The organism is Actinoplanes subglobosus (assembly GCF_042650585.1).
Taxonomy (GTDB): Bacteria; Actinomycetota; Actinomycetes; order Mycobacteriales; family Micromonosporaceae; genus Actinoplanes; species Actinoplanes subglobosus.
The window spans coordinates 269,302-292,986 of sequence record NZ_JBHSBL010000012.1 but is presented as its reverse complement, the minus strand read 5'-3'; the positions used below and the strand labels follow the sequence as shown (position 1 = coordinate 292,986).

The 23,685-nt window shown below is 69.2% G+C and carries 14 protein-coding genes and 1 pseudogene; 9 read left to right on the top strand and 6 right to left on the bottom strand.

Translation table 11 applies throughout. The features are described 5' to 3' along the window. The first annotated feature begins 151 nt into the window (after nucleotides 1–151). Together ACFO0C_RS12410 and ACFO0C_RS12405 are read left to right on the top strand one after the other, a co-directional pair. On the top strand, nucleotides 152–811 hold the full coding sequence (locus ACFO0C_RS12410) for a response regulator transcription factor (protein ID WP_378066716.1): 660 nt from the start codon (nucleotides 152–154) through the stop codon (nucleotides 809–811). Beyond that, nucleotides 808–1,878: an ATP-binding protein gene (locus ACFO0C_RS12405; protein ID WP_378066715.1), complete on the top strand. Its 1,071-nt coding sequence runs from the start codon at nucleotides 808–810 to the stop codon at nucleotides 1,876–1,878. The genes ACFO0C_RS12410 and ACFO0C_RS12405 overlap by 4 nt, the downstream gene beginning before the upstream one ends. Here the strand turns inward: ACFO0C_RS12405 and alr are convergent. Both alr and ACFO0C_RS12395 read right to left on the bottom strand, forming a co-directional pair. Then, nucleotides 1,797–2,972, bottom strand: a complete 1,176-nt coding sequence (gene alr / locus ACFO0C_RS12400; RefSeq protein WP_378066714.1) for an alanine racemase — start codon at nucleotides 2,970–2,972, stop codon at nucleotides 1,797–1,799. The genes ACFO0C_RS12405 and alr overlap by 82 nt on opposite strands. Before the next feature lie 11 nt (nucleotides 2,973–2,983). Beyond that, entirely contained in the window at nucleotides 2,984–4,051 is a 1,068-nt protein-coding gene (locus ACFO0C_RS12395; protein WP_378066713.1) for a D-alanine--D-alanine ligase family protein, read from the bottom strand. Between the two features lie 566 nt (nucleotides 4,052–4,617). Here ACFO0C_RS12395 and ACFO0C_RS12390 point away from each other — a divergent pair. Together ACFO0C_RS12390 and ACFO0C_RS12385 are read left to right on the top strand one after the other, a co-directional pair. Next, entirely contained in the window at nucleotides 4,618–9,390 is a 4,773-nt protein-coding gene (locus ACFO0C_RS12390) for an ExeM/NucH family extracellular endonuclease (protein WP_378066712.1), read from the top strand. 205 nt (nucleotides 9,391–9,595) lie between these two features. Beyond that, complete coding sequence (locus tag ACFO0C_RS12385) at nucleotides 9,596–10,288, top strand: hypothetical protein (RefSeq protein WP_378066711.1); 693 nt, start codon at nucleotides 9,596–9,598, stop codon at nucleotides 10,286–10,288. A gap of 17 nt (nucleotides 10,289–10,305) precedes the next feature. Here ACFO0C_RS12385 and ACFO0C_RS12380 read toward each other — a convergent pair whose 3' ends face one another. Together ACFO0C_RS12380 and ACFO0C_RS12375 are read right to left on the bottom strand one after the other, a co-directional pair. Further along, nucleotides 10,306–10,602, bottom strand: coding sequence for a DUF3040 domain-containing protein (locus ACFO0C_RS12380; RefSeq protein ID WP_378066710.1), 297 nt, complete (start codon nucleotides 10,600–10,602; stop codon nucleotides 10,306–10,308). 198 nt (nucleotides 10,603–10,800) lie between these two features. After that, nucleotides 10,801–11,598: pseudogene (locus tag ACFO0C_RS12375) on the bottom strand (dolichyl-phosphate beta-glucosyltransferase); the annotation flags it as partial. Nucleotides 11,599–11,809: 211 nt separating this feature from the next. Between ACFO0C_RS12375 and ACFO0C_RS12370 the strand changes: the two are divergent. The 5 genes from ACFO0C_RS12370 to ACFO0C_RS12350 all read left to right on the top strand — a co-directional run bounded on the left by ACFO0C_RS12370 (nucleotide 11,810) and on the right by ACFO0C_RS12350 (nucleotide 18,032). Next, nucleotides 11,810–12,037, top strand: a complete 228-nt coding sequence (locus ACFO0C_RS12370) for a hypothetical protein (protein ID WP_378066709.1) — start codon at nucleotides 11,810–11,812, stop codon at nucleotides 12,035–12,037. 531 nt (nucleotides 12,038–12,568) lie between these two features. Next, nucleotides 12,569–15,289, top strand: a complete 2,721-nt coding sequence (gene fxsT, locus ACFO0C_RS12365) for an FxSxx-COOH system tetratricopeptide repeat protein (RefSeq protein WP_378066708.1) — start codon at nucleotides 12,569–12,571, stop codon at nucleotides 15,287–15,289. Between the two features lie 28 nt (nucleotides 15,290–15,317). After that, nucleotides 15,318–15,527 (top strand): hypothetical protein, encoded by a 210-nt coding sequence (locus tag ACFO0C_RS12360; protein ID WP_378066707.1) that lies wholly within the window; start codon nucleotides 15,318–15,320, stop codon nucleotides 15,525–15,527. 64 nt (nucleotides 15,528–15,591) lie between these two features. After that, the gene (locus ACFO0C_RS12355) at nucleotides 15,592–16,752 is read left to right on the top strand and encodes an FxsB family cyclophane-forming radical SAM/SPASM peptide maturase (RefSeq protein WP_378066706.1); all 1,161 of its coding nucleotides are present in this window, start codon (nucleotides 15,592–15,594) and stop codon (nucleotides 16,750–16,752) included. Next, complete coding sequence (locus tag ACFO0C_RS12350; RefSeq protein ID WP_378066705.1) at nucleotides 16,749–18,032, top strand: HEXXH motif domain-containing protein; 1,284 nt, start codon at nucleotides 16,749–16,751, stop codon at nucleotides 18,030–18,032. Before ACFO0C_RS12355 ends, ACFO0C_RS12350 begins: the two co-directional genes overlap by 4 nt. Here the strand turns inward: ACFO0C_RS12350 and fxsT (ACFO0C_RS12345) are convergent. Together fxsT (ACFO0C_RS12345) and ACFO0C_RS12340 are read right to left on the bottom strand one after the other, a co-directional pair. Next, nucleotides 18,021–21,362: an FxSxx-COOH system tetratricopeptide repeat protein gene (gene fxsT, locus ACFO0C_RS12345; RefSeq protein WP_378066704.1), complete on the bottom strand. Its 3,342-nt coding sequence runs from the start codon at nucleotides 21,360–21,362 to the stop codon at nucleotides 18,021–18,023. The genes ACFO0C_RS12350 and fxsT (ACFO0C_RS12345) overlap by 12 nt on opposite strands. A 21-nt stretch (nucleotides 21,363–21,383) precedes the next feature. Continuing rightward, nucleotides 21,384–23,459, bottom strand: coding sequence for an ArnT family glycosyltransferase (locus ACFO0C_RS12340; RefSeq protein WP_378066703.1), 2,076 nt, complete (start codon nucleotides 23,457–23,459; stop codon nucleotides 21,384–21,386). Nucleotides 23,460–23,685 lie beyond the last annotated feature (226 nt).

The following is a 23,685-nucleotide window of genomic DNA, read 5'->3' as shown; positions in this document are numbered from 1 at the left end:
GCCCTGCTTTTCTGGAATGAGTCAAGAAAAGGGGGAGGGGTGTTCGACACCCTGCGGCGCGGCGCCCGCGGGCGGAAATTCTGCCGGGTTTCCTCCGTGAAGTTATCGTGGCTGCCGGATCGGCGACGATAGGCGGGGGAGGTAACAGAGCGTGCGCGTACTGGTGGCTGACGACGAACGAATACTCGCGGACACGGTGGCCGACGGCTTGCGTCAGTTCGCCATGGCGGTCGACGTCGTCTATGACGGTGACAGCGCGTTGGAGAAAATCAGCCTGCACCGATACGACGTGGCGATCCTGGATCGGGACATGCCGGGCATCACCGGCGACGAGGTGTGCACGCGGGTCGTGGACTCGGGGCTCGACACCCGGTTGCTGCTGCTCACCGCCGCGGCCGGGATCCGGGACCGGGTGGAGGGCCTCGGGCTCGGCGCCGACGACTACATGACCAAGCCGTTCGCCTTCGCTGAACTGGTCGCCCGGGTGCAGGCGCTGGCCCGGCGCTCGGCGGCCCGGCTCAAACCGGTCCTCGAACAGGACGGCGTCGTGCTCGACACGATCCGGCACTTCGCGTCCCGGGACGGGCTGACTCTCAACCTGACGCCGAAGGAGTTCGCCGTCCTGCGGGTGCTCCTGCGTGCCGGCGGCCAGGTCGTCAGCGCCGAGGACCTCCTCGAACAGGCCTGGGACGAAAACGCCGACCCGTTCACCAACTCGGTACGCGTGACGATCATGACGTTGCGCAAGAAGCTGGGCGAGCCGCCGGTCATCCACACGGTGCCACGGGTGGGATACCGGTTGGGGCGATGACGGCGCTCGCGCCGGGCCGGCGTGCCCTGATCGTCAGCGGGTTCGCCTTCCTGGCCGGAGTCGCCGCGACCACCCTGCTCGAACTGCTGCACCTGTGGCTGCGGCTGGCCGGCACGGCGATCTGCGGTGCGGCCGCCCAGCGTGGCGCGATCTGCCGGTCGATCGCCGAGCACGAGGGCTGGCAGGTGCTGCTGGCGCTCACGGTCACCCTGGCCGGCCTGCTGGTGGTCGCACGCGTCGGGGCCCGCTGGATCCTCGACCCGTTCCGCCGCCTGGTCCCGGCCATCGCGCGGGTCGGACCGCAGAACCTCGGTTACCGCATCAACGCCGGCGACGGGCCGGAGGAGATCACCGAGGTGGCCCGGGCCATCGACGCGATGATGGACCGGATCGTGATGGGTTACGAGGCGCAGCGGCACTTCGCGGCCAACGCGGCGCACGAGTTGCGTACCCCGCTCGCGGTGCAGCGCACGCTGATCGAGGTGGGGCTCGGCCGAGCCACCACACCGGACAAACTGGACCTGCTCGCGACACAGTTGCTGGCCACCAACGAGCGCAACGAGCGTCTCATCGAGGGCCTGCTCGTCCTCAGCGAGTGCGACCGCGGTCTGGCCGCCCGGGTGCCGGTGCGCCTGGACACGGTCGTCGGCACGGTCCTCGACGACTACGAGACGCGGGCCGCCGAGGCCGGGGTGGCGATCACCCGGACACTCGCCGAGCGGACCGTCCGTGGCGAACGGGTGCTGCTCGAACGGCTCGTCAACAATCTGGTGCAGAACGCGATCAAGTACAACCGGCCGGGCGGCACGATCACCGTCGAGGTCGGCGTACGGCCGGCCCTGTCGATCGCCAACACCGGCGACGACGTCCCGCCGGACGCCGTGGTCGGTCTCTTCGAGCCGTTCCGCCGGCTGTCCGGCACGCGGATCGACCACAGTGGCGGAGCCGGCCTCGGCCTCGCCATCGTGCGGGCGATCGTCCGCGCTCACGACGGGGTCATCTCCGCGCACTCCACCGGGCGTGACGGGCTCCGGGTCGAGGTCTCGTTCGGCGACTCCACCGAGTAGTGCACCCGGGGTACCCGCGTCCCGATGCCGGTGAGGATCTCGTGCGCGTTCGTGCCCGCCCACGCGGCCCACTCGCTGACCGTGGGCTCCCCGTTCTCGCCGTTGCCGAAGATCACCACGCGGTCGCCGGCCACCACCGGGCTGTCCCCGGCGTCGACCACCACCTGGTCCATCGCCACCCGGCCGACGATCGGGCAGCGCACCCCGCCGATCGCGACCGAGGCCCGGTTGCCGGTGATGCGGGGCACCCCGTCGGCGTAGCCGGCCGGCACCAGTGCCAGTGTCGTCTCCCGGTCGGTCACGAACTCGGGGCCGTAGGACACCCCGGTGCCCGGTCCGACCCGCTTGGTCAGGATGACCGTCGACTCCAGCGTCATGGCGGGACGCAGACCGAACGCCCGGCCGGGGATCGGCTCGGCGCCGTAGAGGGCGATGCCCGGGCGTACCAGATCGAAATGGGTCTCCGGAAGCTGCAGCACCGCCGCAGAGTTGGCCAGGTGCGTCAGCGGTGCCTCGACGCCCGCGGTGCGGGCCGCGGCCCGCACCCGGTCGAAGGCCGCCAGCTGCCGCCGCAGCCCGGGATCGGCGGGATCCTCGGCGTGTGCCAGATGGGACCAGACGGCGCGGATCTCGATCAACCCGGCGTCGCGGAGCTTGACCGCCGTGGTCAGCAGGTCCGGCCACTCCGCCTCGACGGCGCCGCTACGGGACAGCCCGGTGTCGGCCTTCAGGTGCACTCCCGCGGTTCGGCCGGTGCGTTCCGCGGCACGGGCCAGGGTCTCCAGCGCGGTGACCGACGCGACCGACACGTCGATGTCGTTGATCAGCGCCTCGTCCAGTGTCTCGAACGGGGCGTACAGCCACATCAGGATCGGCGACGTGATGCCGCCGGACCGTAGTTCCAGGGCCTCGCGCAGGGACGTGACGCCGAGCCAGGAGGCGCCGTGGGCGAGCGCCGTCCGGGACACTTCGACCGCGCCGTGGCCGAACCCGTCCGCCTTGACCACGGCCATCACTCCCGATCCGTTCGCGGAGCGGGCCAGAAGCCGGGTGTTGTGCGCGATCGCGTCGAGGTCGATCAGCGCCCGGGTCATGGCCGCGCCGGTCACGATGGGCGTGCGCTCGCGAGCGCGGTGGTGAACAGCCGGTCGAGCAACTCCGGGTACTCGACACCGGCCGCCCGCCACATCTGCGGGAACTGCGACAGCTCGGTGAACCCGGGCAGCGTGTTGACCTCGTTGAGCACCGGCACCGCCTGGCCGTCGACCTCGGCCAGGAAGAAGTCGACGCGCAGCAGACCGGCACAGCCCAGCGCCTCGAACGACCGGCGGGCCGCGTCGGAGAGCAGCTCCAGGTGCGCGGGATCGAGCTCGGCCGGGATGCGGAACTCCACCAGCCCGGAGGTGTACTTCGCGTCGAAGTCGAAGAAGCCCTCCTCGGACTTCAGGTTGATCTCCAGGGCCGGGCCGACCTCGACCGAGCCGTCCGGGCTCTGGAGCACCGCGAGGTCCACCTCGCGGCCCACGACCGCCACCTCCACCAGCACCTTCGTGTCGTGCTCGCGGGCGTGACGGACGGCCCGAGGCAGGTCCGCCCAGTCGTCGACGCGGGAGACGCCGACGCTCGAGCCGCTGCGGGACGGTTTCACGAAGACCGGCAGGCCGAGCCGCGCCCGGTCCTCGGGGCCGATGTCGTCGCCGTCGTTCTCGCGTAGCACCACACCGTCGGCCACGGCGATGCCCTCGGCCGCGACGATCTTCTTGGTGAACTCCTTGTCCATCGACGCGGCACTGGCCAGCACGCCACTGCCCACGTACGGCACGCCGGCCAGCTCGAGCAGTGCCTGAACGGTGCCGTCCTCGCCGTAGGGCCCGTGCAGAACGGGGAAGGCGACGTCGACCGCCTTCAGAGCCTCCATGGCGTCGGTGATGCTGCCGAGCGGGGAGCGGCCGTCGTCCGGGTGCGAGGCGCCGGAGACGATCGTGTCGGCGGTCTCCGGGCCGGTGTCCACGCCGACCTGCCAGCGGCCGTCGCGGGCGATCCGGATCGGTGTGACCTCGTAGCGTGACCGGTCCAGGAAGCGGAACACCGAAGCGGCCGAGCGGCAGGAGACCTCATGCTCCGCGCTCCGGCCTCCGAAGATCACCGCGGCCCGTACCTTGGAACTCTGCATCCGGACATCCTCGGTTCCGGGGCGTCCGGTGATCGTCAGCGATGTCCTTACGGTTTCTTTATAACGGGCATAGCGGACATTTAACGGTCACTAAGGGTGAGGTCCCGATATCGGTATTCGATGTGCTGTAGATCTCGTTCATCGATACCTGTGAAATCTCCTCGAAACATCGCCGGTAGCCCCGCAATCCCGGCGATCCCGCGCTTCCGTGTTTTGGGCGACAGAACGGACCTATCCCGTCCCGTCGCAGCCGAATGCCCTGGTAGACGACGTTCGATGCCGTGGGCTGGGCCGGTTTTCCGGGACATGTCGCGGGGTCTACGATTCGGCGACTGTACAAATGCGAACAATGAACGGCCGGAAAACCCTTGATCAATAGGGTCGTCCATGACCTTTCCGTTACCTTCCCGAGCTTTTTTCGTCACCATCGATACCTACGCTCCGGCGGATCTACTTCGTTCGGAGGGTCAACCTCGATGCGTTCCTATATACGCAGCGTGGGTACCGCCGGATGGTCTCTCCCAGTGCCGAGCCCTGCCGGGTTCCGTGCGCTGGGTGCTGCCGTCATGGCGACTGCGCTTGGTCTCAGCCTTACCGGCCCGGTTTCCGCGGCCACCGATGTGCCGTTCATCAGCGAGATCCACTACGACAACGCGGGCGCCGACAGCGGTGAGGCCGTTGAGATCGAGGCCCCGGTCGGTTACGACCTGAGTGGATGGCAGCTGTACCTGTACAACGGCAACAATGGCGCGGTCTACACGCCGACCTACACGCTCGCCGGGGTCGTCCCGGCGTCGGGCGTGGTCGTGCAGACCTACCCGGCCAACGGCATCCAGAACGGCGCGCCCGACGCGATCGCCCTGGTGAAGCCGGACGGCACGGTCGCCGAGTTCCTCAGCTACGAGGGCGTCGTCACCGGCGTCGGCGGTCCGGCCAACGGCCAGACCAGCGTCGACATCGGAGTGTCGGAGTCCGAGGCCACACTGGCCGGTCAGTCGCTCCAGAAGATCGACGGCGTGTGGAAGGCCGCGGCGACGAGCACGTTCGGCGCGCTCAACACCGCGTCGACGCCGGAGGAGCCGGACCCCGAGGAGCCGGGCACCGGCTGCGCCGCCACGGTCACCCACACGATCGCGCAGGTGCAGGGCACCGGCACGGCGACCGGTCTGGCCGGCTCCGTCGTGACCGTCGAGGGTGTCGTGACCGCCGACCACCGCACCGGTGGTTACAACGGCATCTACATCCAGACCGCCGGCAGCGGCGGTGACCGCCCGGTCGTCGCGGGGGCCGCCTCGGACGGCATCTTCGTCTACCTGACCGCGACCGCCGCCAACCACCCGACGGTGGCGATCGGTGACGTGGTCCGGGTGACCGGCACGGTCAGCGAGTACAACGCGCTCACCCAGATCACCATCGGCGCGAAGACCGACGTGCAGGTCTGCTCCAGCGGAGCCACCCTGCCCGCCCCGGTCCCGCTGGCCCTGCCGCTGAGCGACGAGGCCCGCGAGTCCGCCGAGGGCATGCTGGTCGCGCCGGTCGGCGCGTACACCGTCTCGGACGTCTACAACACCAACCGGTACGGCGAGGTCATCCTCGCGGCCGGCAGTGTCCCGGCCCGGATCCCGACCGACATCGCCCGTCCCGGCAGCGACGCCGCGAACGCGCAGAAAGCCGCCAACAAGGCCGGCCGGATCCTGGTCGACGACGCCAAGACGACCAACCTCGCGTCGGCGGGCCTGCCCCCGACGTACATCACCAAGGACCAGCCGCTGCGCGTCGGCGACACGGTCGAGAAGTTCGGCTCCAGCGTTCTGAGCTACGGCTTCAGCGAGTGGCGTCTCCAGCCGGCCACGCCGGTCGACTCGGCCACCCCGGCGATCTCCCGGACCACCTTCAAGGCCTCCAACCCGCGCACCAGCGCGCCGGCGGAGGTCGGCGGCGACATCCGGGTGGCCAGCTTCAACGTGCTGAACTACTTCGTCCACTTCGGTGGCGAGGCGCGCGGCGCGACCGACGAGGCGGCCAAGGAGAAGCAGGAAGCGAAGATCGTCGCGGCGATCAGCGCCCTGGACGCCGACGTCGTCGCGCTCATGGAGATCGAGAACTCGGTCCGCTTCGAGACCGTCGAGACCCAGCTGGCGCTCAAGACGCTGGTCGGCGAGCTCAACGCGGTCGACGGCGCGGGCACCTGGGACTACGTCCGGTCGCCGGCTGAGCTGCCGACGCCGGCCGAGCAGGACGTGATCACCAGCGCGATCATCTACAAGCCGGCCAAGGTCACGCCGAAGGGCGCGTCGAAGTCGATCAACGATGAGACGGTCTGGGGCAACGCCCGCGAGCCGATCGCGCAGACCTTCCACTCCGGCACCATCGACTTCACCGTGGTGTCGAACCACTTCAAGTCGAAGAGCGCCTCGGTCACGCCGACCGGTGACAACGTCGACACCGGTGACGGGCAGGGCGCGTACAACGGTGACCGGAAGCGTCAGGCGGCCTCGCTGGCCACCTTCGTCGAGGGCCTGGGCACCGACAAGGTGATCCTGCTCGGCGACTTCAACTCGTACGGCCAGGAGGACCCCCTCCAGGTTCTGTACGACAAGGGCTACAGCGACGCGCACGCCACGCACGCCCCGGACAAGTCCTCGTACGTCTTCGGCGGCGAGTCCGGTTCGCTGGACCACGCGCTGGTCACCGGCGAGTTCGCGAAGCGGATCACCGGCGTCGACATCTGGAACATCAACTCGGTCGAGTCGTTCGCCTTCGAGTACGACGGCTACGCGCCGTTCTACGAGAACGGCCCGTTCCGATCCAGCGACCACGACCCGGTCGTCGTCGGCCTGGAGACCGGCCTGACCGGTCCGGTGAACCTGCAGCTGCTCAACATCAACGACTTCCACGGCCGGCTCGAGTCGCCGTCCACCGTCAACGGCCAGGCCGTCGGTGGCGCCGCTCAGCTCGTCGGGCTGATCGACCAGCTGCGGGCCGCGAACCCGAACACCGCGTGGATCTCGGCCGGTGACAACATCGGCGCCTCCACGTTCATCTCGGCGATCGACAAGGACAACCCGACGATCGACGCGCTGAACGCGGGCGGCCTCGCCGTCTCCGCGGTCGGCAACCACGAGTTCGACCAGGGCATCGCCGACCTGACCGGCCGGGTCAGCGACCGGGCGAACTTCCCGCTGCTGGGTGCGAACGTCTACACCGAGGACGGCAAGCGCGTCCTGCAGGCCTACGACGTCCAGAACGTGGGCGGCGTGCGGGTCGGCTACATCGGTGTCGTCACCGAGCAGACCGGCTCGCTGGTCAACCCGGACGGCATCAAGGGCATCAAGTTCCACGACCCGATCGCCGAGGCGAACACCCTGGCCGCGCAGCTCTCCGACGGCGACGAGGCCAACGGTGAGGCCGACGTCCTGGTGCTCCTCGCCCACGAGGGCGCCGCGAGCGACAACATCACCTCGGCCGAGACCCTGCAGGCAGACCCGGTCTTCGGGCCGTTCACCAAGGTGAGCGCCGAGATCGACGCCATCGTCAGCGGTCACACCCACCAGCCGTACGCCTTCCAGGTCCCGGTTCCCGGTGTGCCCGGCAAGACCCGCCCGGTCGTCCAGGCGGAGGACTACGGCGAAAAGCTCGGCAAGATCGTCCTGACCTACGACCCCGCCGTGGGTGAGGTCACCGCCTCGACGTCCGAGCTGATCACGGTGGCCGGCTACCCGTCCAACACCGCGGTCGCCGGCATCGTCGCCGCGGCCAAGACGAACGCCACCGAGCTGGGCAAGGCCGAGCTGGGCAAGATCTCCGGGGACATCCTCCGGGCCTACACCAGCACCGGCGCCGAGAACCGTGGCGCCGAGTCGGTCCTCGGCAACTTCATCGCCGACGTGCAGCTGGACCAGACCAAGGACGCCGGACGTGGTGGCGCGCAGATCGCCTTCATGAACCCGGGTGGTCTGCGGGCCGACATCAAGTACGGCACCGACGGCACGGTCACCTACTCGCAGGCCTTCGCTGTGCAGCCGTTCTCCAACGACGTGGTGACCCGGACCCTCAAGGGCTCGGCGATCAAGGCGGCGCTGGAGGAGCAGTGGCAGCCGGCCGGTGCGGCTCGCCCGTACCTGCACCTGGGTGTCTCGAAGGGCTTCACCTACTCCTTCGACGCGAGCCAGCCGCAGGGCAAGCGGATCATCCCCTCGTCGATCAAGCTGAACGGGGTCACCATCGACCCGAACGGCGACTACCGGGTGACGACGAACTCGTTCCTCGCGGGCGGCGGCGACAACTTCCCGTCGCTGATCAGCAAGGTCGGCGTGGTCACCACCGGTGACAACGACCTGACGATGCTGGTGAACTACTTCGCCCAGAACACCCCGATCACCGCGGACACCGTGTTCCGTGCGACCCCGGGTGTCCTGGACAGCACCGCCCCGACCGGCACCTACGCCCTGAACACCGCGGCGATCTGGACCGGCCAGAAGGTGACCCTGACCGAGACCGCGCTCGACGACGACGTCAGCGACAACGCGAAGGTCACCCGGGTGGTCAACTGGGGCGACGGCAGCGCGGCCGAGACCCTGGCGGCCGGCAGCACCACCGCGACGCACACCTACGCCGCGGCGGGCAGCTACCAGGTCACCGTCACGCTGACCGACGAGGCCGGCAACAGCGGTGCGGCGACGTTCACCGGTACGTCCACGGTGGCGGTCACCAAGCCGACCGGCTCGTTCAGCCTGAACACGAAGTCGATCTGGGTGTCGCAGTCGGTCACCCTGACCGCGGGCGGCGTCGCCGGCGCGACCGAGTACTCGATCAGCTGGGGCGACGGCACCACGACGAAGACCTCGGCGAACAACACCAAGGTGTCGCACGCGTACACCAAGGCGGGCAAGTTCACCGTCACGGTCGTCCCGGCGAACGTCGCCGGCCCGGGCCAGACGTTCCCGGCCGGCGTGGTCGAGGTCGTCAAGGACGTCTACAAGCCCACCGTGAAGCTCAGCACGCCGTGGTACAAGGAGTGGCGTTCGTCCTGGAAGAGCGTCGGCGGAACGGTCAGCGACAAGGGTCTCGGCGTCGCGGCCGTGAAGGTGAAGCTGATCCAGCAGCGTTCCGGCGGCAAGTGGTACTACTACTCCGCCGGCAAGTGGACCAAGGCCTCCTCGAAGCAGGTCGCCTCGTCCAAGGCGGCGGTCCTGGTCGTCACCCCGGATGCCAAGGGCAACTGGCGGACGGCGATCAGCGGTGTCGACCGTGGCACGCTCCAGATCACCTACTGGGCCGGTGACAAGGCCGGTAACAGTTCCGCGGCCGCGTACTACACGGTCCGGATCACCAAGTAACAGTTCGTAGTGGAGGCCCCCGTCGCGAGGCGGGGGCCTCTTCGTGTCCGTAGCCAGTGGTGTGTCCGTAGCCGGTGGATAACGCTTTCGCCACGCATTGGGCCGGTGCCCCCACGCGGGCCGTATCACCTCCAGTAACCGGTATCTTGATCACTGGTTGGAGGTGAGGTGGCGGATGAGTTCTCGTACAGTTCGATCGTCATGGATGATTCTTGTCGGTGGACTTGCGGTTCTTGTCGTCGGCATTGGACTCTCGCTGGGTGGCGACGCGAGTTGCGACGCTTCCGCTGAGGTGCGGGCGGGCAACCAGTGCATCACTTACGGTGATGGCGTCACCCGTACCATCGATGAAGCCGCCGCCGAGGGGCATCCCGCCGCACCGCTCACTCTCGGTCTCGGTGGCCTGATGGCCGCCGCCGGCGTCTGGCTAGTCTTTTTCGCCGATCGGTCGGTCCGGCCGGTCACCGGCGTCGGTGACCGTATCGAGCTGGCCCGCCGGCACGGCTGGCGGTTCGCCGACATCGACCATGAGCTGCTCACCGAGTGGGCCGACAACCCGGACTTCGACGCGGGTCAGCCGGCCTATGCGGTGCTCCACGGCTCCCACGACGACCTGGAGTTCGTGGTCTTCGACTTCCGCCGTCCCGATACCGGTCAGGCCGGTACGGCATGGATCGTCTACCTGCCGCACCCGTCGCGGACGTTCGTGGACTGGGCGACGGCCCAGCAGCCGTTGTACCGGCGGCCGCTCCACATGGTCGGCGTCCGCGCTGACGCGATCGTCGACATCGGCCGTGAGCAGCATCGTTCGACCGAGCCGGACAGCGTCCTGCGGCAGGTCCGGGCGCTGGCCGAGATCGTCCACCGCTTCGAGGCGCGGGCCGCGGCCAGTTCCTGAGGGTGGCGGCCGATCGGTCAGGCCTGCCGGTAGGCGGTGTCGGAGCGCCTGCGGCGCCACCGGTAGGCGGCGGCGGAGAGGGTGATGACCGCCCAGGTGCTGACGATCGACGCGGCGATCCACCAGCCGACCACGCCGAGGACGACGGCGGCCACGGTGATCACGGCGGCCAGGATGAACAGCGGTAGCGGAGAGCGACTTGTTGACGACACGCTGAAGTTTCCGCCGCCCATCCGGGCACAGAACTCAGGATCGTCGCGCTGAAGTTGACGTTCGAGCTGAGCCAGTCGCCGGGTGTCCTCTTTGCTGAGCATGTCCGCTACCTTCCGGTCTGCCGCGCCGGTGAAGCATGGATCGAGGTGGGGCGATCTCGATCTGGAGCCCATTGTTACCTGTGGGTTGCCGTTGTGATACGTCTCCATGTGCCGAATTTTCGGTCCGTTCCGTTCCGGACAGCAGGACCTGTAGAAATCCCACGACTTCGGGTACAACGGTTCGGTTGATCAGTGGTCGCGGCCGAACTGTGCCCGCAGCGCGCCGAGAGGGATGCGCCGCGTGATCAAGGAGCGGATCAATCGCGCGATACCTCGCAGATCGTCCAGCGCCGTCGGCACGATGTCGACACGACTGTCCGGATCGTCCACCCAGTCGACCGGCACCTCGTGGATCCGCAGACCGGCCCGCTCGGCCAGGACCAGCAGCTCGGTGTCGAAGAACCACGAGGTGTCCTCGACCAGTGGCACCAGGCGGTGGGCGACGTCGGCACGGATCGCCTTGAATCCACACTGTGCGTCGCTGAAGCGAGCACGTAGCGTCACTCGTAGGATCAGGTTGTAGATCCGCGAGATGACCTCCCGCTTCGGGCCGCGCACCACCCGCGCGCCCCGCGCCAGCCGCGAGCCGATCGCCAGGTCGGAATGCCCGGAAAGCAGCGGCGCCACCAGCGGGAACACCGCCCGCAGGTCGGTCGAGAGATCAACGTCCATGTAGGCGAGAACCGCCGCGTCGGACCGCGCCCACACCTCGCGGAGCGCCCGGCCCCGGCCCTTCTCGGCCAGGCGCACTACCCTGACCTCGGCGAACATTCCGGTCAGCCGCTGCGCCACGGCCGATGTGCCGTCGGTGCTCGCGTTGTCGGCGATGGTGATCCGGAACCGGTAGGGGAAACCCGCCGCGAGATATCCGTGCAGCCGGCGGACGCTCGGCTCCAGATCGATCTCCTCGTTGTGGACCGGGACCACCACATCGAGCACCGGCGCGACGACCCGGCTCGTCCCCTCGTCCCGCGAGGCCAGCGTCGAAAGACTCATACGGGCAACTTTTCGTCAGGTGGCTTGGCCCGATGTGTGGTGAAACTGTGCCGGCACTGTGAAGTGGTGATCTTGATCCGAATTCGGGCCGGTTCCGTGTCCTTTCCGTACGGCGGCCCGCGAACGCCCGTCGGATGACCTTGTGAGAAGCTATCGTGAGCACGTTGGGCCGGGTTTACCAGAACCCGGCCCTTATCAGGTGGAGGACGGCATGGGCGGCGCCGACCAGGGCTTGCCGGGCGCGTCACGGTTGATCGACGTCACGGATCTTCCTCTGGACCGCCTGATCGCGGACGGCGACACCGTCCTGTCGAACGCCGTGACCGCTTTGTTGATCGAGTTCGACCGGGGCCGAGAAGTTCTTTCCGCCTTCGACAACTACGCCGGTGATCCACCCGACTCGCCGGCCGCCGAACCGACCGGCGAGGCCGCCGAATAGTGTTGTCCGGCCGTGGCCTGCGCCATGGCCCCGCGGCGGCAGCCAGGCATGCGATCGCCTGCAACGTCGCATCGCCGCTCAGATCTCCGGTGAATACCAGGATCAGGATCGTCGCGACCATCGCGGCCAAAGCCAGCCCGTGCACGATCTGATCCACTCTGGTCCGTCGTCGGTCTCGCATTCCCCGTCCTCCTCGGCGATCGGTCCGTCTGATCCAATTTTCGAGGTCCCGGAATGTCGGAGAACGCAACCTGGCATTCATCGCCACAACTTGACGGTTGGCGTACACCCGACTCGCATGAAATCCTTTCTGACACAACTTGACGATTCTTGGCAGCGTCAGGAGCGTGCCTCGTGGCGGTTCAGGTGCCCGGACCGGATCAATTAGAGCCAGGTCCTCTCCGCGATCTCGTTCTAGCCCTGCACGAGTTGTACCGAAACGCTGGTAAACCCGGCGTCAGAATGATCAGCAACGATGTCAGAATTCGTGGCGATCTCGTTGACACCGTCAGCCATGAGACGGTCAGCTCCATGCTCCGTGGCGACGGTCTCCCCAAATGGGTGAAACTGGAGTGCGTGGTTCGGGTGCTCGCCGCCCGGTCGGTGGAGCGCCGGGATCCCCAGGAGGTCGTGCGGCACTTCCTCCAACTCTGGCTCCGGGCCTCGGACGACTCCGACTCCGCTGTGCCGGACCTGGAGGGCCCGGCCGAGGGCGCGGTCACCGCCCCGGTGGCCGAGGAGTCCACCAACGCGATCCGGCAGCGCGGCCTGCCCGAGCGCAACAGCGACTTCACCGGCCGCGATCTGCTCCTCGACGAGGTTCGGCGCAAGCTGGGCGAGGGCCGGTCGCTTCCGGTCATCCTGCATGGCCTCGGCGGCACCGGGAAGACCCAGGTGGCCGTCGAGTACCTGTATCGCTGGGCGGTGGCCGAGCACGACCTGGTCTGGTGGGTGCCGGCCCAGGACCCAATACTCGCCCGCAACTCTCTCGCCGCGCTGGCGGAGCGGTTGCAGCTGCCGGCCACCCGGGACCTCCAGCAGACCGTGCGCTCGGTGATCAGTGAACTCGAGCGCGGCCGGCTCTCCTGGCACCTGGTCTTCGACAACGCCGGGCTCTCCGACGAACTGCTCGCCCTGCTTCCATCCTCGGCCCGGGGCCGGGTCCTGGTCACCTCCCGCAACCCGAACTGGGCGAACATCGGCACCGCGATCGAGGTGCCGCCGTTCGACCGGGCGGAGAGCATCCAGTTCCTGCGCCGGCGCGGCAGCGGCATCGACGGGGCCGACGCGGCCCGGCTGGCCGACCGGCTGGGCGACTTCCCGCTCGCACTGGAGCAGGTCGCGGCGGTGCAGGCGGCCGCCGGCATGCCGGTCCGTGACCTGATGCTCCTCTTCGACGAGCACATGCAGGAACTGCTGGCCACCGGCCGCCCGCAGCACTACACCAACACGGTGGTGGCTTTCGTCCGGATCGCCGTGGACAGCCTGCGCAGCAAGTCGCCGAGCGCCGCCCAGGTGCTGGAGCTCTTCGCCCACCTCAGCCCCGAGCCGGTCTCTGTGACGCTGCTACGCAGCGGACAGGACGCGCTGGTCACCGGCCCGTTGGCGCGAGCGCTGCGGGATCCGATCGAGATGGCGCTCACCATCCGGGCGTTGCGGGAGTACGGCCTGGCCCAGGTCGACCAGCAGACCCGGCAGATCACCGTGCACCGCCTCGTCCAGGTCGCGCTGCGGGAGGCCCTCGACGAGCCGGCCCGCGTCCGGGGGCGCCACAACCTGGAACTCCTGCTGGCTGCGGCCAACCCGGGGGCACCGGAGGACATGCGGACCTGGGATCTCTACAAGGAGATCGCCCCGCACGTGATCTCGGCCGGACTGGTCGGCTCCACCCACCCGCCGGCCCGGCAGCTGGTCGTCGACCAGATCCGGTTCCAGAGCCGGGCCGGCGACTACGCCGGTAGCCTGCGCCTCGCGGATCTGGCAATCGCCACCTGGAGCCCGGCCGGGGACGACGTACCGGCCCAGCCGGTCGAGGAACTGGCGATGCAGGCGACGTTCGAACGGGCCGAGACGCTGCGGGCGCTCGGCCGGTACGACGACTCGCGGGAGCTGAGCATCGTCTCCTGGAACCGGCTCCGGGAGAGTCCCGGCTACGGCGCCCGGCACGAGTTCACGCTCCGGGCCGCCCGCACAGTCGCCGCGCACCACCGGATCAACGGGGCCTACCGGCGAGCGCTGGAGATCGACCTGGAGACGCTGGAGCACGTCCGGGCAGCCGAACCACGCGACGACGAACGTGTGCTGCGGCAGATGAACAACGTGGGCGTGAACCGGCGCCTGCTCGGGGACTTCTGGCAGGCGTTCCAACTGGACGAGGAGGTGCTGCGGCGCCGTCGGGAACTGTACGGCGAGCGGGACGGCCGGACCCTGATCTCGGTCGCCAACCTGGCCCGCGACCACATCGGGTTAGGACACTTCCAGCAGGCGTACGAGCTGCAACAGGGCGCTCTACAGGCGTTCCGGGAGCGGCTCGGCGCCCGGCACCAGCAGGTGCTGATGAGCGTTCGTACCGTCGTCGTTGCTCTACGCAAACTCGGCCAGTACGCCGAGGCCATGCGGTTGGCGCGGGAGAACTACGAGATCAGCCTGGTTCAGCTCGGCCCGGACCACGAGCACACGCTGGCGGCGATGATGAGCCTCGCCAACGTCGGCCGGGCCGCCGCGGTAGCCGACAACCACGCTCCGGACGAGCCGCTGGAACTGGCCAAGCTGGCGGTGGCACGGTACCGGCGGATCTTCGGGCGGGACAATCCGGTCACCCTCGCCGCCGAGGTCAATCATGCGATCATCCTGCGCGCGCTGGGTGATCAGCGGGCACTCGACATGGATCGGATGACCCTGTCGGAATTACAGGACCGGCTCGGTGACGAGCATCCGTACACCCTGTGCGCGGCGGCCAACTTCGCCACCGGGCTCTCCCTGGACCAGCAATTCGGGGACGCACGGGACCTGCTGAAACGTACGCTGGAGAAATCGGAGAGAGTCCGCGGTGAGGAGCATCCGGATTCGCTCGGCTGTGCAGTCAACCTGGTGATCGAGTTGCGGAATCTGGGTGAGTTGGGCAGCGCTCAAGCGTTGCTTGACACTACACTGGGCACCCTCCGGCGAGTGCTCGGTCCACATCATCCGAGCACTGTCAATGCTGCCCTGGGGCTTCGCGCGGAGTGCGATATCGAGCCGCCGCCGAATTAGGGATCGGGGTGGGGCGAGGAGGCGAGGGATGGCCGCGGATCGCGGATTGCTCGACGACGGAGACGCGGCGCCGTCCGCGCTGGTCGACGTCACCGGCATACCGCTGGATCAGTTGCTTCCCTCGACCGATTCGGTGCTGGCGAACTCGTTGTCGGCTCTGGTCGCCGAGATGAGTGGGAGCCGGGAGACCCTCGCGGCTTTCATGAACTTCGCCGCCGATGATCCCCAGCCGGTCTGAGCCGCTACTGCTTTCCGGCGTCGCCGAGCCGAACTGGCCGCACCGGACCCTGAATGTTCGGCAGTTGGTCGCCGATGGGTGGTCCCCACGGGCCTTCCGGGACTTCGTGATCAAGGTGCATCAGCGGTGCAACCTGGCCTGCGACTACTGCTACATGTACACGATGGCCGACCAGAGCTGGCGGACCCGGCCGGCGATCATGCCGGACGAGACGGTGCGGGCGGCGGGCGATCGGATCCGTGACCACGCCCGGGCACACGGCCTGAGCCATGTGCGCCTGATCCTGCACGGCGGCGAACCGTTGCTGGCCGGCCGGGCGGGATTGCGGCGCATCGTCGACATCCTGCGCTCGGCGCTGGACGGTGTCTGCGCGGCCGACTTCGGGTTGCAGACCAACGGCGTGCTCCTCGACGAGGCGATGCTGACCGGACTCCGGTCGCTGGGGGTCTCCGTCGGGGTCAGCCTGGACGGCGCGGCCGCCGACAACGACCGCCATCGCAGGCATGCCGACGGCCGGGGCAGCTTCGCGGCCGTGGACCGGGCGTTGCGGCTGCTCAACCAGCCCGGCTTCCGTGACCGCTACGCCGGTCTGCTCTGCACCGTCGACCCGGGCACCGACCCGATCGGCTGTTACCGGACTCTGCTGGACTATCAGCCACCCGCGATCGATTTCCTTCTCCCGCATGCGAACTGGGAGGAACCGCCACGACGATACGGTGCGCGGGAGACCCCGTACGCCGACTGGCTGATCGCGATCTTCGACGAGTGGTACGGCGCTGAGCGCAAGGAGGTACGGATCCGGCTCTTCGAGGCCGTGATCAACCTGATCCTGGGCGGTGGCAGCCGTAGCGAACAGGTCGGCCTGAGCCCGGTGGCGGTCGCCGTGATCGAGACCGACGGCGCCGTCGAGCAGGAGGACTCGCTGAAGTCGGCGTACGCCGGCGCGTGCGTGACCGGGGCCAACGTGCTGACGGACGACCTGGACGCGGTTCTGCTGCACCCGGGGATCGTGGCGAGGCAGATCGGCGTGCAGGCCCTCGCCGACTCCTGCCGGTCATGTGAGCTGCACCGGGTCTGCGGCGCCGGGCACTACGCGCACCGCTACCGACGGGGGGATGGCTTCCGTAACCCCTCGGTCTACTGCGCCGATCTCACCAGGCTCATCACCCATGTCCACCGCCGGGTCGCCACCGATCTGGCCCGACTGACCGGGGCCCGGCAGTGACGATCAGATGGCACGACCTCAGCCCCATCCAGTTCGCCGGCCTGGCCGGTGGGTACGGCGGGGACCGGGCGGTCGCCGCGCTGACCCGCGCGCAGCTCAGCAAGCACCTGCTGCTGATCAAGTTCATCGCCGACACCTGGAGCGGCGACCGGGCCCACCGCGACGCCGCACTGGCCGTCCTGGTCCGGGCCCAGCGCGCCGACCAGGACCGATTCGCCGAGGTGCTGACCGAGCCACTGGTCGGGGCATGGACGGCGGTGACCACCCGGCGGCTGCGGGGCGTGACCCGGTCCGGCGTGCCGCTTGACGTCGACTGCAATCACCTGTCCGCGGTGGCCGCCGCCGTGGCAGCCCGCGCCGGGTTGGACGCCGACCTGACAGTGCACGTCTCCGGCGGCGGCGTCACCCTGCCCGGCCTCGGCCGGGCGCTGACCGGGATCCCCGATCACACTCCGGTGACGGTACGGGTCAGGGACGGCCGGGCGACAGTCGGCGGGCAGACCGGCTGGCAGCCGTTGCGGCAGCTCACGGCGGTGGCTGCGGGCCGGGAGCTACGGGTCGGCCTGGACGACCTGGACCCGTACCGGGGTGGGCACCACGCGCCGCCGACCGATCGCCTGGACCCGGGCGAGGTGCAACGCTGGCAGGACGGTTTCGCCGCGGGCTGGCAGTTGATCGCCGACCACGACCCGGTGCGCGCCGGCGAACTCAGCGCCGGCCTGCGCACCCTGGTCCCGCTCGCGCGACTCGACGCGCACTCGGCCCGCAGCGCCACCATCCGGGACGCGTTCGGTGCCTTCGGGCTGACCCGCCCTGGAAACCCGGCCGACTTCGCGGTCATGCTGATCCACGAGTTCCAGCACTCGAAACTCTCCGGGGTGCTGGACATCCAGCCGCTCACCGACCCGGCCGACACCGGACTCCATTTCGCGCCGTGGCGGATCGACCCGCGCCCGGTCGGCGGCCTGATCCAGGGCGTCTACGCCTTCCTCGGCATCGCCCAGTTCTGGCTCCGGCTGCTCGATGTGCCGGAACTGACCGAAACCGCCGAGGAGGAGTTCGCTCTCAGCCGCGAACAGGTGCGATGGGGGCTGCGGAGCCTGGAGGCATCGGCGGCGCTGCTGCCCGCCGGGCAGCGGTTCACCGCCGGGATGCGATCGGCCTTCGAGGCCCTCGCCGGCCGAGGGCTCCCCACCGCGGTGGTACGGCGTGCGGAGGAGGCATTGCACGGCGCACACACCGTCTGGCAGCAGCGCCACGCCGGCGCCCTACGTGGGTGACGGTTCCAGGTCGCACTCGGCACGCCGGCCTCGCGCCCGGTCCACCGTGTCGGGGTGATCAGGCCCGAGGACCTGTGCCATCAGCTCCAGGGTGCGCGCCAGCAACTGTCGGCCCGACTCGGTGTCGCCGGTGGCCATCCGGTCGAACGCGACGTTGCCGGCGCAGGCCAGGGTGTGCGGATGCTCGTCACCCCGCTGCCGGACCAGTTCGGCCAGAGTGCTCTCGGACAGTTCCCGGGCGGCCGCGGCCTCACCGCGTAGCGCCAGATCGTTCGAGAGGTTGCTGGTGGCCCGCAGCGTGTAGGTGTGCCCCGGACCGAACGCGGTCCGGAACCCGGCGGCCGCGCTCTCGTCCAGTTCCTGCGCTCGGGAGTGCTCGCCGACAGCCCGCAGGAGCAGTGCCGTGTTCACCTCGGCGGCCAGGGTGAACGGGTGGCTGTCGCCGAAGTCGCGCCGGTACAGGTCCAGTGACGTCACGGCGAGGTCCTGGGCGCGGCCCACGTCACCGATCGTGCGCAACGCGTTGACCAGGGTCATGGCCGAGGCGAGGGTGTGCTCGTGGTGCGGACCCAGCCGGGCCCGGGTGCCCTCGTAGCAGGACTGGGCGTGATCCAGCGCCTCGGTGAACCGGCCCAGCCGGAGCAGGGCGATCGCCTGCGTCCGCGAGGCGAGCAGCACATCCATCCGCCTGGGGTCGAACTCCGACAGAAGTCGCACCACCTCGTTGATCATGTCGAGGGCTTCCTGGTGGCGGCCCATAGCCAGCAGGTCCCGGGCGACGTTGGCGCGGCATTGCAGGGTCTGGTAGCGGTCCGGTCCGGTCCGGCTCCACTGCTGGACCAGGTCGAGGTCGATCTCGTACGCCTGCTCCACGTCCCCGAGCATGCGGAGATTGACCGCCACGTTGGCGAGCACCCGCAGCGTGTAGAGATCGTCCTCGCCGAAGACCTGGCGGTGCCGCTCCAGGTTCTCCTGATCGACCGCGAGCGCGGCCCGGTAGTCGCCGAGGATCCGCAGGTCCAGCGCCACACTGTTCGCCGTCACCAGCGTGTACTCGTGGTCCACGCCGAACTCGGGGCTGTCCCGCAACCCCGCATACGCCTGCTGGGTCAGTTCCCGGGCCCGTTTGCTCTCGCCGAGCGAGCGCAGCGCGTTGGACCGGTGCCGGATGGCCAGCAGGGTACGGGCGCCGACCGGTCCGACGTCCGCCTCGGTGCCCTCCTGCCACACCGGGATCGCCATCTCGGCGAGCCGGTTGCTGTTCTCGTAGTCACCGACCACCCATAGGTAGCGCATCTGGTCGAGCACCACCGACCGGGCCTCCGGAAGGTCGGCGGTCACCAGATGCGCGGGCAGGATGTGCGGGCCGATCTCGGCGTAGATCGGCCAGGACAACTGACTGTCCGGGTCGTTGGGGTTGGCGTAGGCGAGGATGAGCTGCACGTTGCGCAGGCTCCGTGCACGTTGCTCCTGGTCCAGGCTCTCCCGGAGCACCAGCTGCATCAGGCGGTGCACCTGGATCTTGTTGTCCAGGTCGACCCGGGCCAGCCCGAACCGGCGCAGGTCACGGATCGCCCGGCCGAGCCGGATCGGCTCGCGCACCGTGCTGCGCAGCGGCTCGGAGAGCGGCGCGTCCCGGGCGGTGCGCAACAGTTCCTGGGAGAGGGGCTCGGCGCCCAGGTAGGCGAACAGCTCGAACATCTGGGCGGTCCCGGCGCTGGCCGTTCGCAGGCGCTCCACAGCGAGAGCGAGGAACGCGGCCACCGTGGTCGGATAGTTGGTGGGCTTGCCCTCGGAGAGCAGCTCCCGCACGTGCTCGTCGAACAGCTGAAGGTACTCGGAGATCGGCATCCGGGTCCCGACGTGCCAGGTCGCCGCCTGCTCCAGGGCGAGCGGCAGGTCGCCGAGCTTGTCGGCCAGCTCGTCGGCCTCCTCCAGGGAGATGTGGCCGGCCCGTTTCCGGATCAGCTCGATGCTCTCCCGGCGCTCGAAGACGTCGACCTCAACCGAGTCGCCGAGCCTGGTCCACTCCTGGTTGCGGGAGGTGATGACGACGTGCCCGCCGGCCACCGGGACGAAGCGGGCCAGCTCGTCCGGCTGGTTGGCGTTGTCGTAGACGAGCAGCCACCGCAGCGATGTCGAGGCGAGCGCGTCGATGACCGTGGTGGTGGTCTGCTGGAGGTTGGTGCTCTCCGGGAGCTCCAGACGTTTGGCCAGCTCGGCCAGCGACGCGAGGACCGTGGTCGGCTGCTCGGCGGGAATCCACCAGATCAGGTCGTACGCGGACTGGAACCGGTAGACGTACTCCACCGCGAGTTGGGTCTTGCCGACACCGCCCAGGCCGTGCAGCGTCTGGGGTAGCACCGAGATCTGCGATTTGGTGATCAGCGCCTCGTTGAGGCTGCGGAGCATCGACTCACGTCCGGTGAAGTTCGGGTTCTGCGCCGGGACACCACCCCAGATCGGGCGCCGGTCGCGTGGCTCGGCGTCGGCGTCCTCTGGCGGCGGCAGAATCGGCCGATCCGGTCCGGGCTCGCTCCGGGTCACGACGGCGACCGGGGCGGCCGGCTCCACGCCCTGCTCACCACCCTCCTGGTCGCGTCGGCTCGCGATGCACAGGTCACGGACGGTTGCCTGACTCAGGCCGATGCCGCCGGCCACGAGGTCGATCCAGCGGTGCAGATCGAGCGCCTGCGTCGCGCCGATCAGATGGGCCACCCGGTCGACGAACGAGAAGAGCAGCGGTGCGCCGCCGGCCGAACCGGGGATGCTCTCCAGCCGCCGCACCAGAGCTGTCGGATTGCCGGCCAGCGCGCTGATCTCCCGGGCGCGTGGCCCGGCCACCTCGGCCGCCCGGATCAGGTGGTGCGACTCCACACCGGCGAGCAGGGTCAGCAGCGAATCCCGGTCGGTGGGGGCCAGCAGGACGTCGCGCTCGATCTCGTCGACGAGCCGCTCCAGCTCGCGGATCGCCGGATCCTCCCCGTGCAGGTCGAAGACCGTACGGACAAACGTGCGCAGGGCGCCGGACCGGGCCAGCATGGCGCCCAGCAACGACCAGACGTCATGGCGCGCGTCCGAGTGCCGGGAGGCCCGCAACGGCCGGCCGATCCGGGCCTCCAGCTCCGCCACATAACGATCACGCTCGACCCGGTCCCTCATGCTGCGAATATCGAGCAGGGCATCCAGCAATCGCTGCCGGTCTTCCAAGGGGATTTGCCGATCATGCACGTCGCGGCCCTCATTCGCGGTCGGCGAATTTTTATCGTACGGGACCCCGGAGTGCCCGAGAATGCCATGTAATTTTCCCGGCTCATGACATTTTGGCATTGACGTTCATGATCGTCTGGGCTAGCCGGCGCTGGTCGGTGACGTGAGGTCGTACAACGTGGTGCCACCGACGGTTTCGGCGGTGTAGTTGGCGGTCACCCACTCGGAGATCTGGCCGCTCTCGTTGCTGCCACCGTTGCCGCCGTTGCGGGCGAAGCCGCCGCCGCCGATGAAGTAGTGGATCCTCCCGTCGGCGACGTACTGCTGGAACTGGGCGAGCGTCGGCGACGGATCGGTGCCGTTGAAACCGCCGATCGCCATCACCGGCTCCTCGGTGGCCAGCTGATAACCGGACGCGTTCTGCGACCCGATCGCCGCCGCCACCCAGGTGTACCCGTCGGCGTCCTGTTCCAGCAGCGCCTTCACCTCGGCGCTGACCGAACTGGCGTTGAGCAGCCCACCCATGCCGCCACCACGGGCACTCTGGTTCCCGCCGCCCGGCCGCGTCATCCCGCCGCCGTTCCGTGCACCGCCGTTCTGCGTACCACCGTCCTGTGCGGTGCCGTTCGGCCCGCCGCCCGGGAAACCGCCGCCGTTGCCACGACGGCCACCGCCGGGCACACCACCACCGCCGGGCGTACCGCCCCGGCCGCCGGACGTCGCGGGCCCCGCCGTCGGGATCGATCCGGTGTGCGGCTGGGAGGCGGTCTCCACCGCGTACGCCGCCGGCCCGGCCAGTCCCGCGACCGCCGCGACCGTCGCGGCGACCAGGGCCAGCCGCGTCGTGAGCCGGACCGAGGCGACCACCGCGGCCGCCGCCAGCAGACCCGCGATCAGCACCGGCCACCGCAGCCACGGAACGAAGTCGGTGGTCCGGCCCAGCAACGTGTACGACCACCAGGCCGTCACCGCGATCACCGCCGCGAGTGTGCCCGTCGCGAGGAGACTCCTGCGGCGCTCCCAGAGCAGGGCCACGCCCATGCCGGTCACCGCGCCGATCGCCGGAGCCAGCGCCACCGTGTAGTACGCGTGGAAGATCCCCTGCATGAAGCTGAAGATCAGACCGGTGACCAGCAGCCACGTGCCCCAGACGACGAGACCGGCCCGCTGGAGATCGGTGCGCGCCCGCCGGGCGGTGATCACCAGACCGGCGGCGAGCAGGATCAGCGCGGCCGGCAGCAGCCAGGAGATCTGACCGCCCTGCGCGCTGTTGAACAGCCGGTCCCAGCCGATCTCGCCCCAGCGACCGGCCGCGTTGCCGACACTGCCGGTCTCCTCGCCGTTGAGCCGGCCCAGCCCGTTGTAGCCGAGAGTGAGTTCGAGCAGGCTGTTGTTCTGCGATCCGCCGATGAACGGCCGCGCCGACGCCGGGACCAGGTCGACGATCGCGATGTACCACCCGGCCGACACGACCATCGCGACCAGTGCCAGCAGCAGCTGGACGAGCCTCTTCAAGATCTTTGGAGGACCGGCGACGAGGTACGCGAGACCGAACGCCGGAACGACCAGGAGTGCCTGCAACTGCTTGGCCAGGAAGGCGAACCCGACGAGTGAGCCGGTCAGGATCACCCACTTCGTCGCACCGGTCTCGACCGCGCGCAGCATCGTGTACGCCCCGGCCACCATCAACAGGACCAGCAGCGCGTCCGGATTGTTGAACCGGAACATCAGCACAGCGACCGGGGTCAGCGCCGAGACCAGGCCGGCGAGCAGCCCGGCGGCCGGGCCGAACCCACGCCGCACCGTCGCGTAGAGCAGACCGGTCGTGGCCACACCCAGCAGCGCCTGCGGCACCAGGATGCTCCACGAGCTGAGCCCGAAGACCCGCACCGAGAGCGCCATGATCCAGAGCGCGGCGGGTGTCTTGTCGACGGTGATCGAGTTGGACGCGTCGGACGAGCCGAAGAAGAACGCCTTCCAGCTCTCCGACCCGGCCTGCACGGCGGCCGAGTAGAACGCGTTGGCCCAGCCCGACTCGCCGAGCCCCCAGATGTAGAGGACCCCGGTCAGCAGCAGGAGGGCGTAGAGAGACGGACGGATCCAGGCCGGGTCGGTGCGGCCGAGCAGATAGCGGGCGGCTCCGGTGCGATCACGGGGCGGCCCGGTCACGGGCGCCGCCGGTTCCTCGGCGGGCGCCTCCGGCAACAGCAGGGTCATCGGGGTACTCCAGAGCTGGCGGACTCGTACCTCGTGAATCTGCCGCGGCGCGCTGTCGCGCCCGTGTGCCCCTTCTGTGTGAACCCTGTGAGCAGCCCTGACCCAGCCACTGCGGTGTGAACGTCTGGATGCGGCGGTCATCACCACCGGGACCGAGGCTTACCGCCGCGCCGACGGAATCGCGGTCGTCCCACTCTGCCTGCTCGGGCCTTGAGCGAGCAGGCAG

Bases quoted from the DNA above. Each gene is read 5' to 3' on its own strand.
- ACFO0C_RS12405 (WP_378066715.1), top strand. From the start codon at position 808: ATGACGGCGCTCGCGCCGGGCCGGCGTGCCCTGATCGTCAGCGGGTTC.
- alr (WP_378066714.1), bottom strand. From the start codon at position 2,972: ATGACCCGGGCGCTGATCGACCTCGACGCGATCGCGCACAACACCCGG.
- ACFO0C_RS12395 (WP_378066713.1), bottom strand. From the start codon at position 4,051: ATGCAGAGTTCCAAGGTACGGGCCGCGGTGATCTTCGGAGGCCGGAGC.
- ACFO0C_RS12390 (WP_378066712.1), top strand. From the start codon at position 4,618: ATGGCGACTGCGCTTGGTCTCAGCCTTACCGGCCCGGTTTCCGCGGCC.
- ACFO0C_RS12385 (WP_378066711.1), top strand. From the start codon at position 9,596: ATGATTCTTGTCGGTGGACTTGCGGTTCTTGTCGTCGGCATTGGACTC.
- ACFO0C_RS12380 (WP_378066710.1), bottom strand. From the start codon at position 10,602: ATGCTCAGCAAAGAGGACACCCGGCGACTGGCTCAGCTCGAACGTCAA.
- ACFO0C_RS12370 (WP_378066709.1), top strand. From the start codon at position 11,810: ATGGGCGGCGCCGACCAGGGCTTGCCGGGCGCGTCACGGTTGATCGAC.
- fxsT (WP_378066708.1), top strand. From the start codon at position 12,569: ATGCTCCGTGGCGACGGTCTCCCCAAATGGGTGAAACTGGAGTGCGTG.
- ACFO0C_RS12360 (WP_378066707.1), top strand. From the start codon at position 15,318: ATGGCCGCGGATCGCGGATTGCTCGACGACGGAGACGCGGCGCCGTCC.
- fxsT (WP_378066704.1), bottom strand. From the start codon at position 21,362: ATGCCAAAATGTCATGAGCCGGGAAAATTACATGGCATTCTCGGGCAC.
- ACFO0C_RS12340 (WP_378066703.1), bottom strand. From the start codon at position 23,459: ATGACCCTGCTGTTGCCGGAGGCGCCCGCCGAGGAACCGGCGGCGCCC.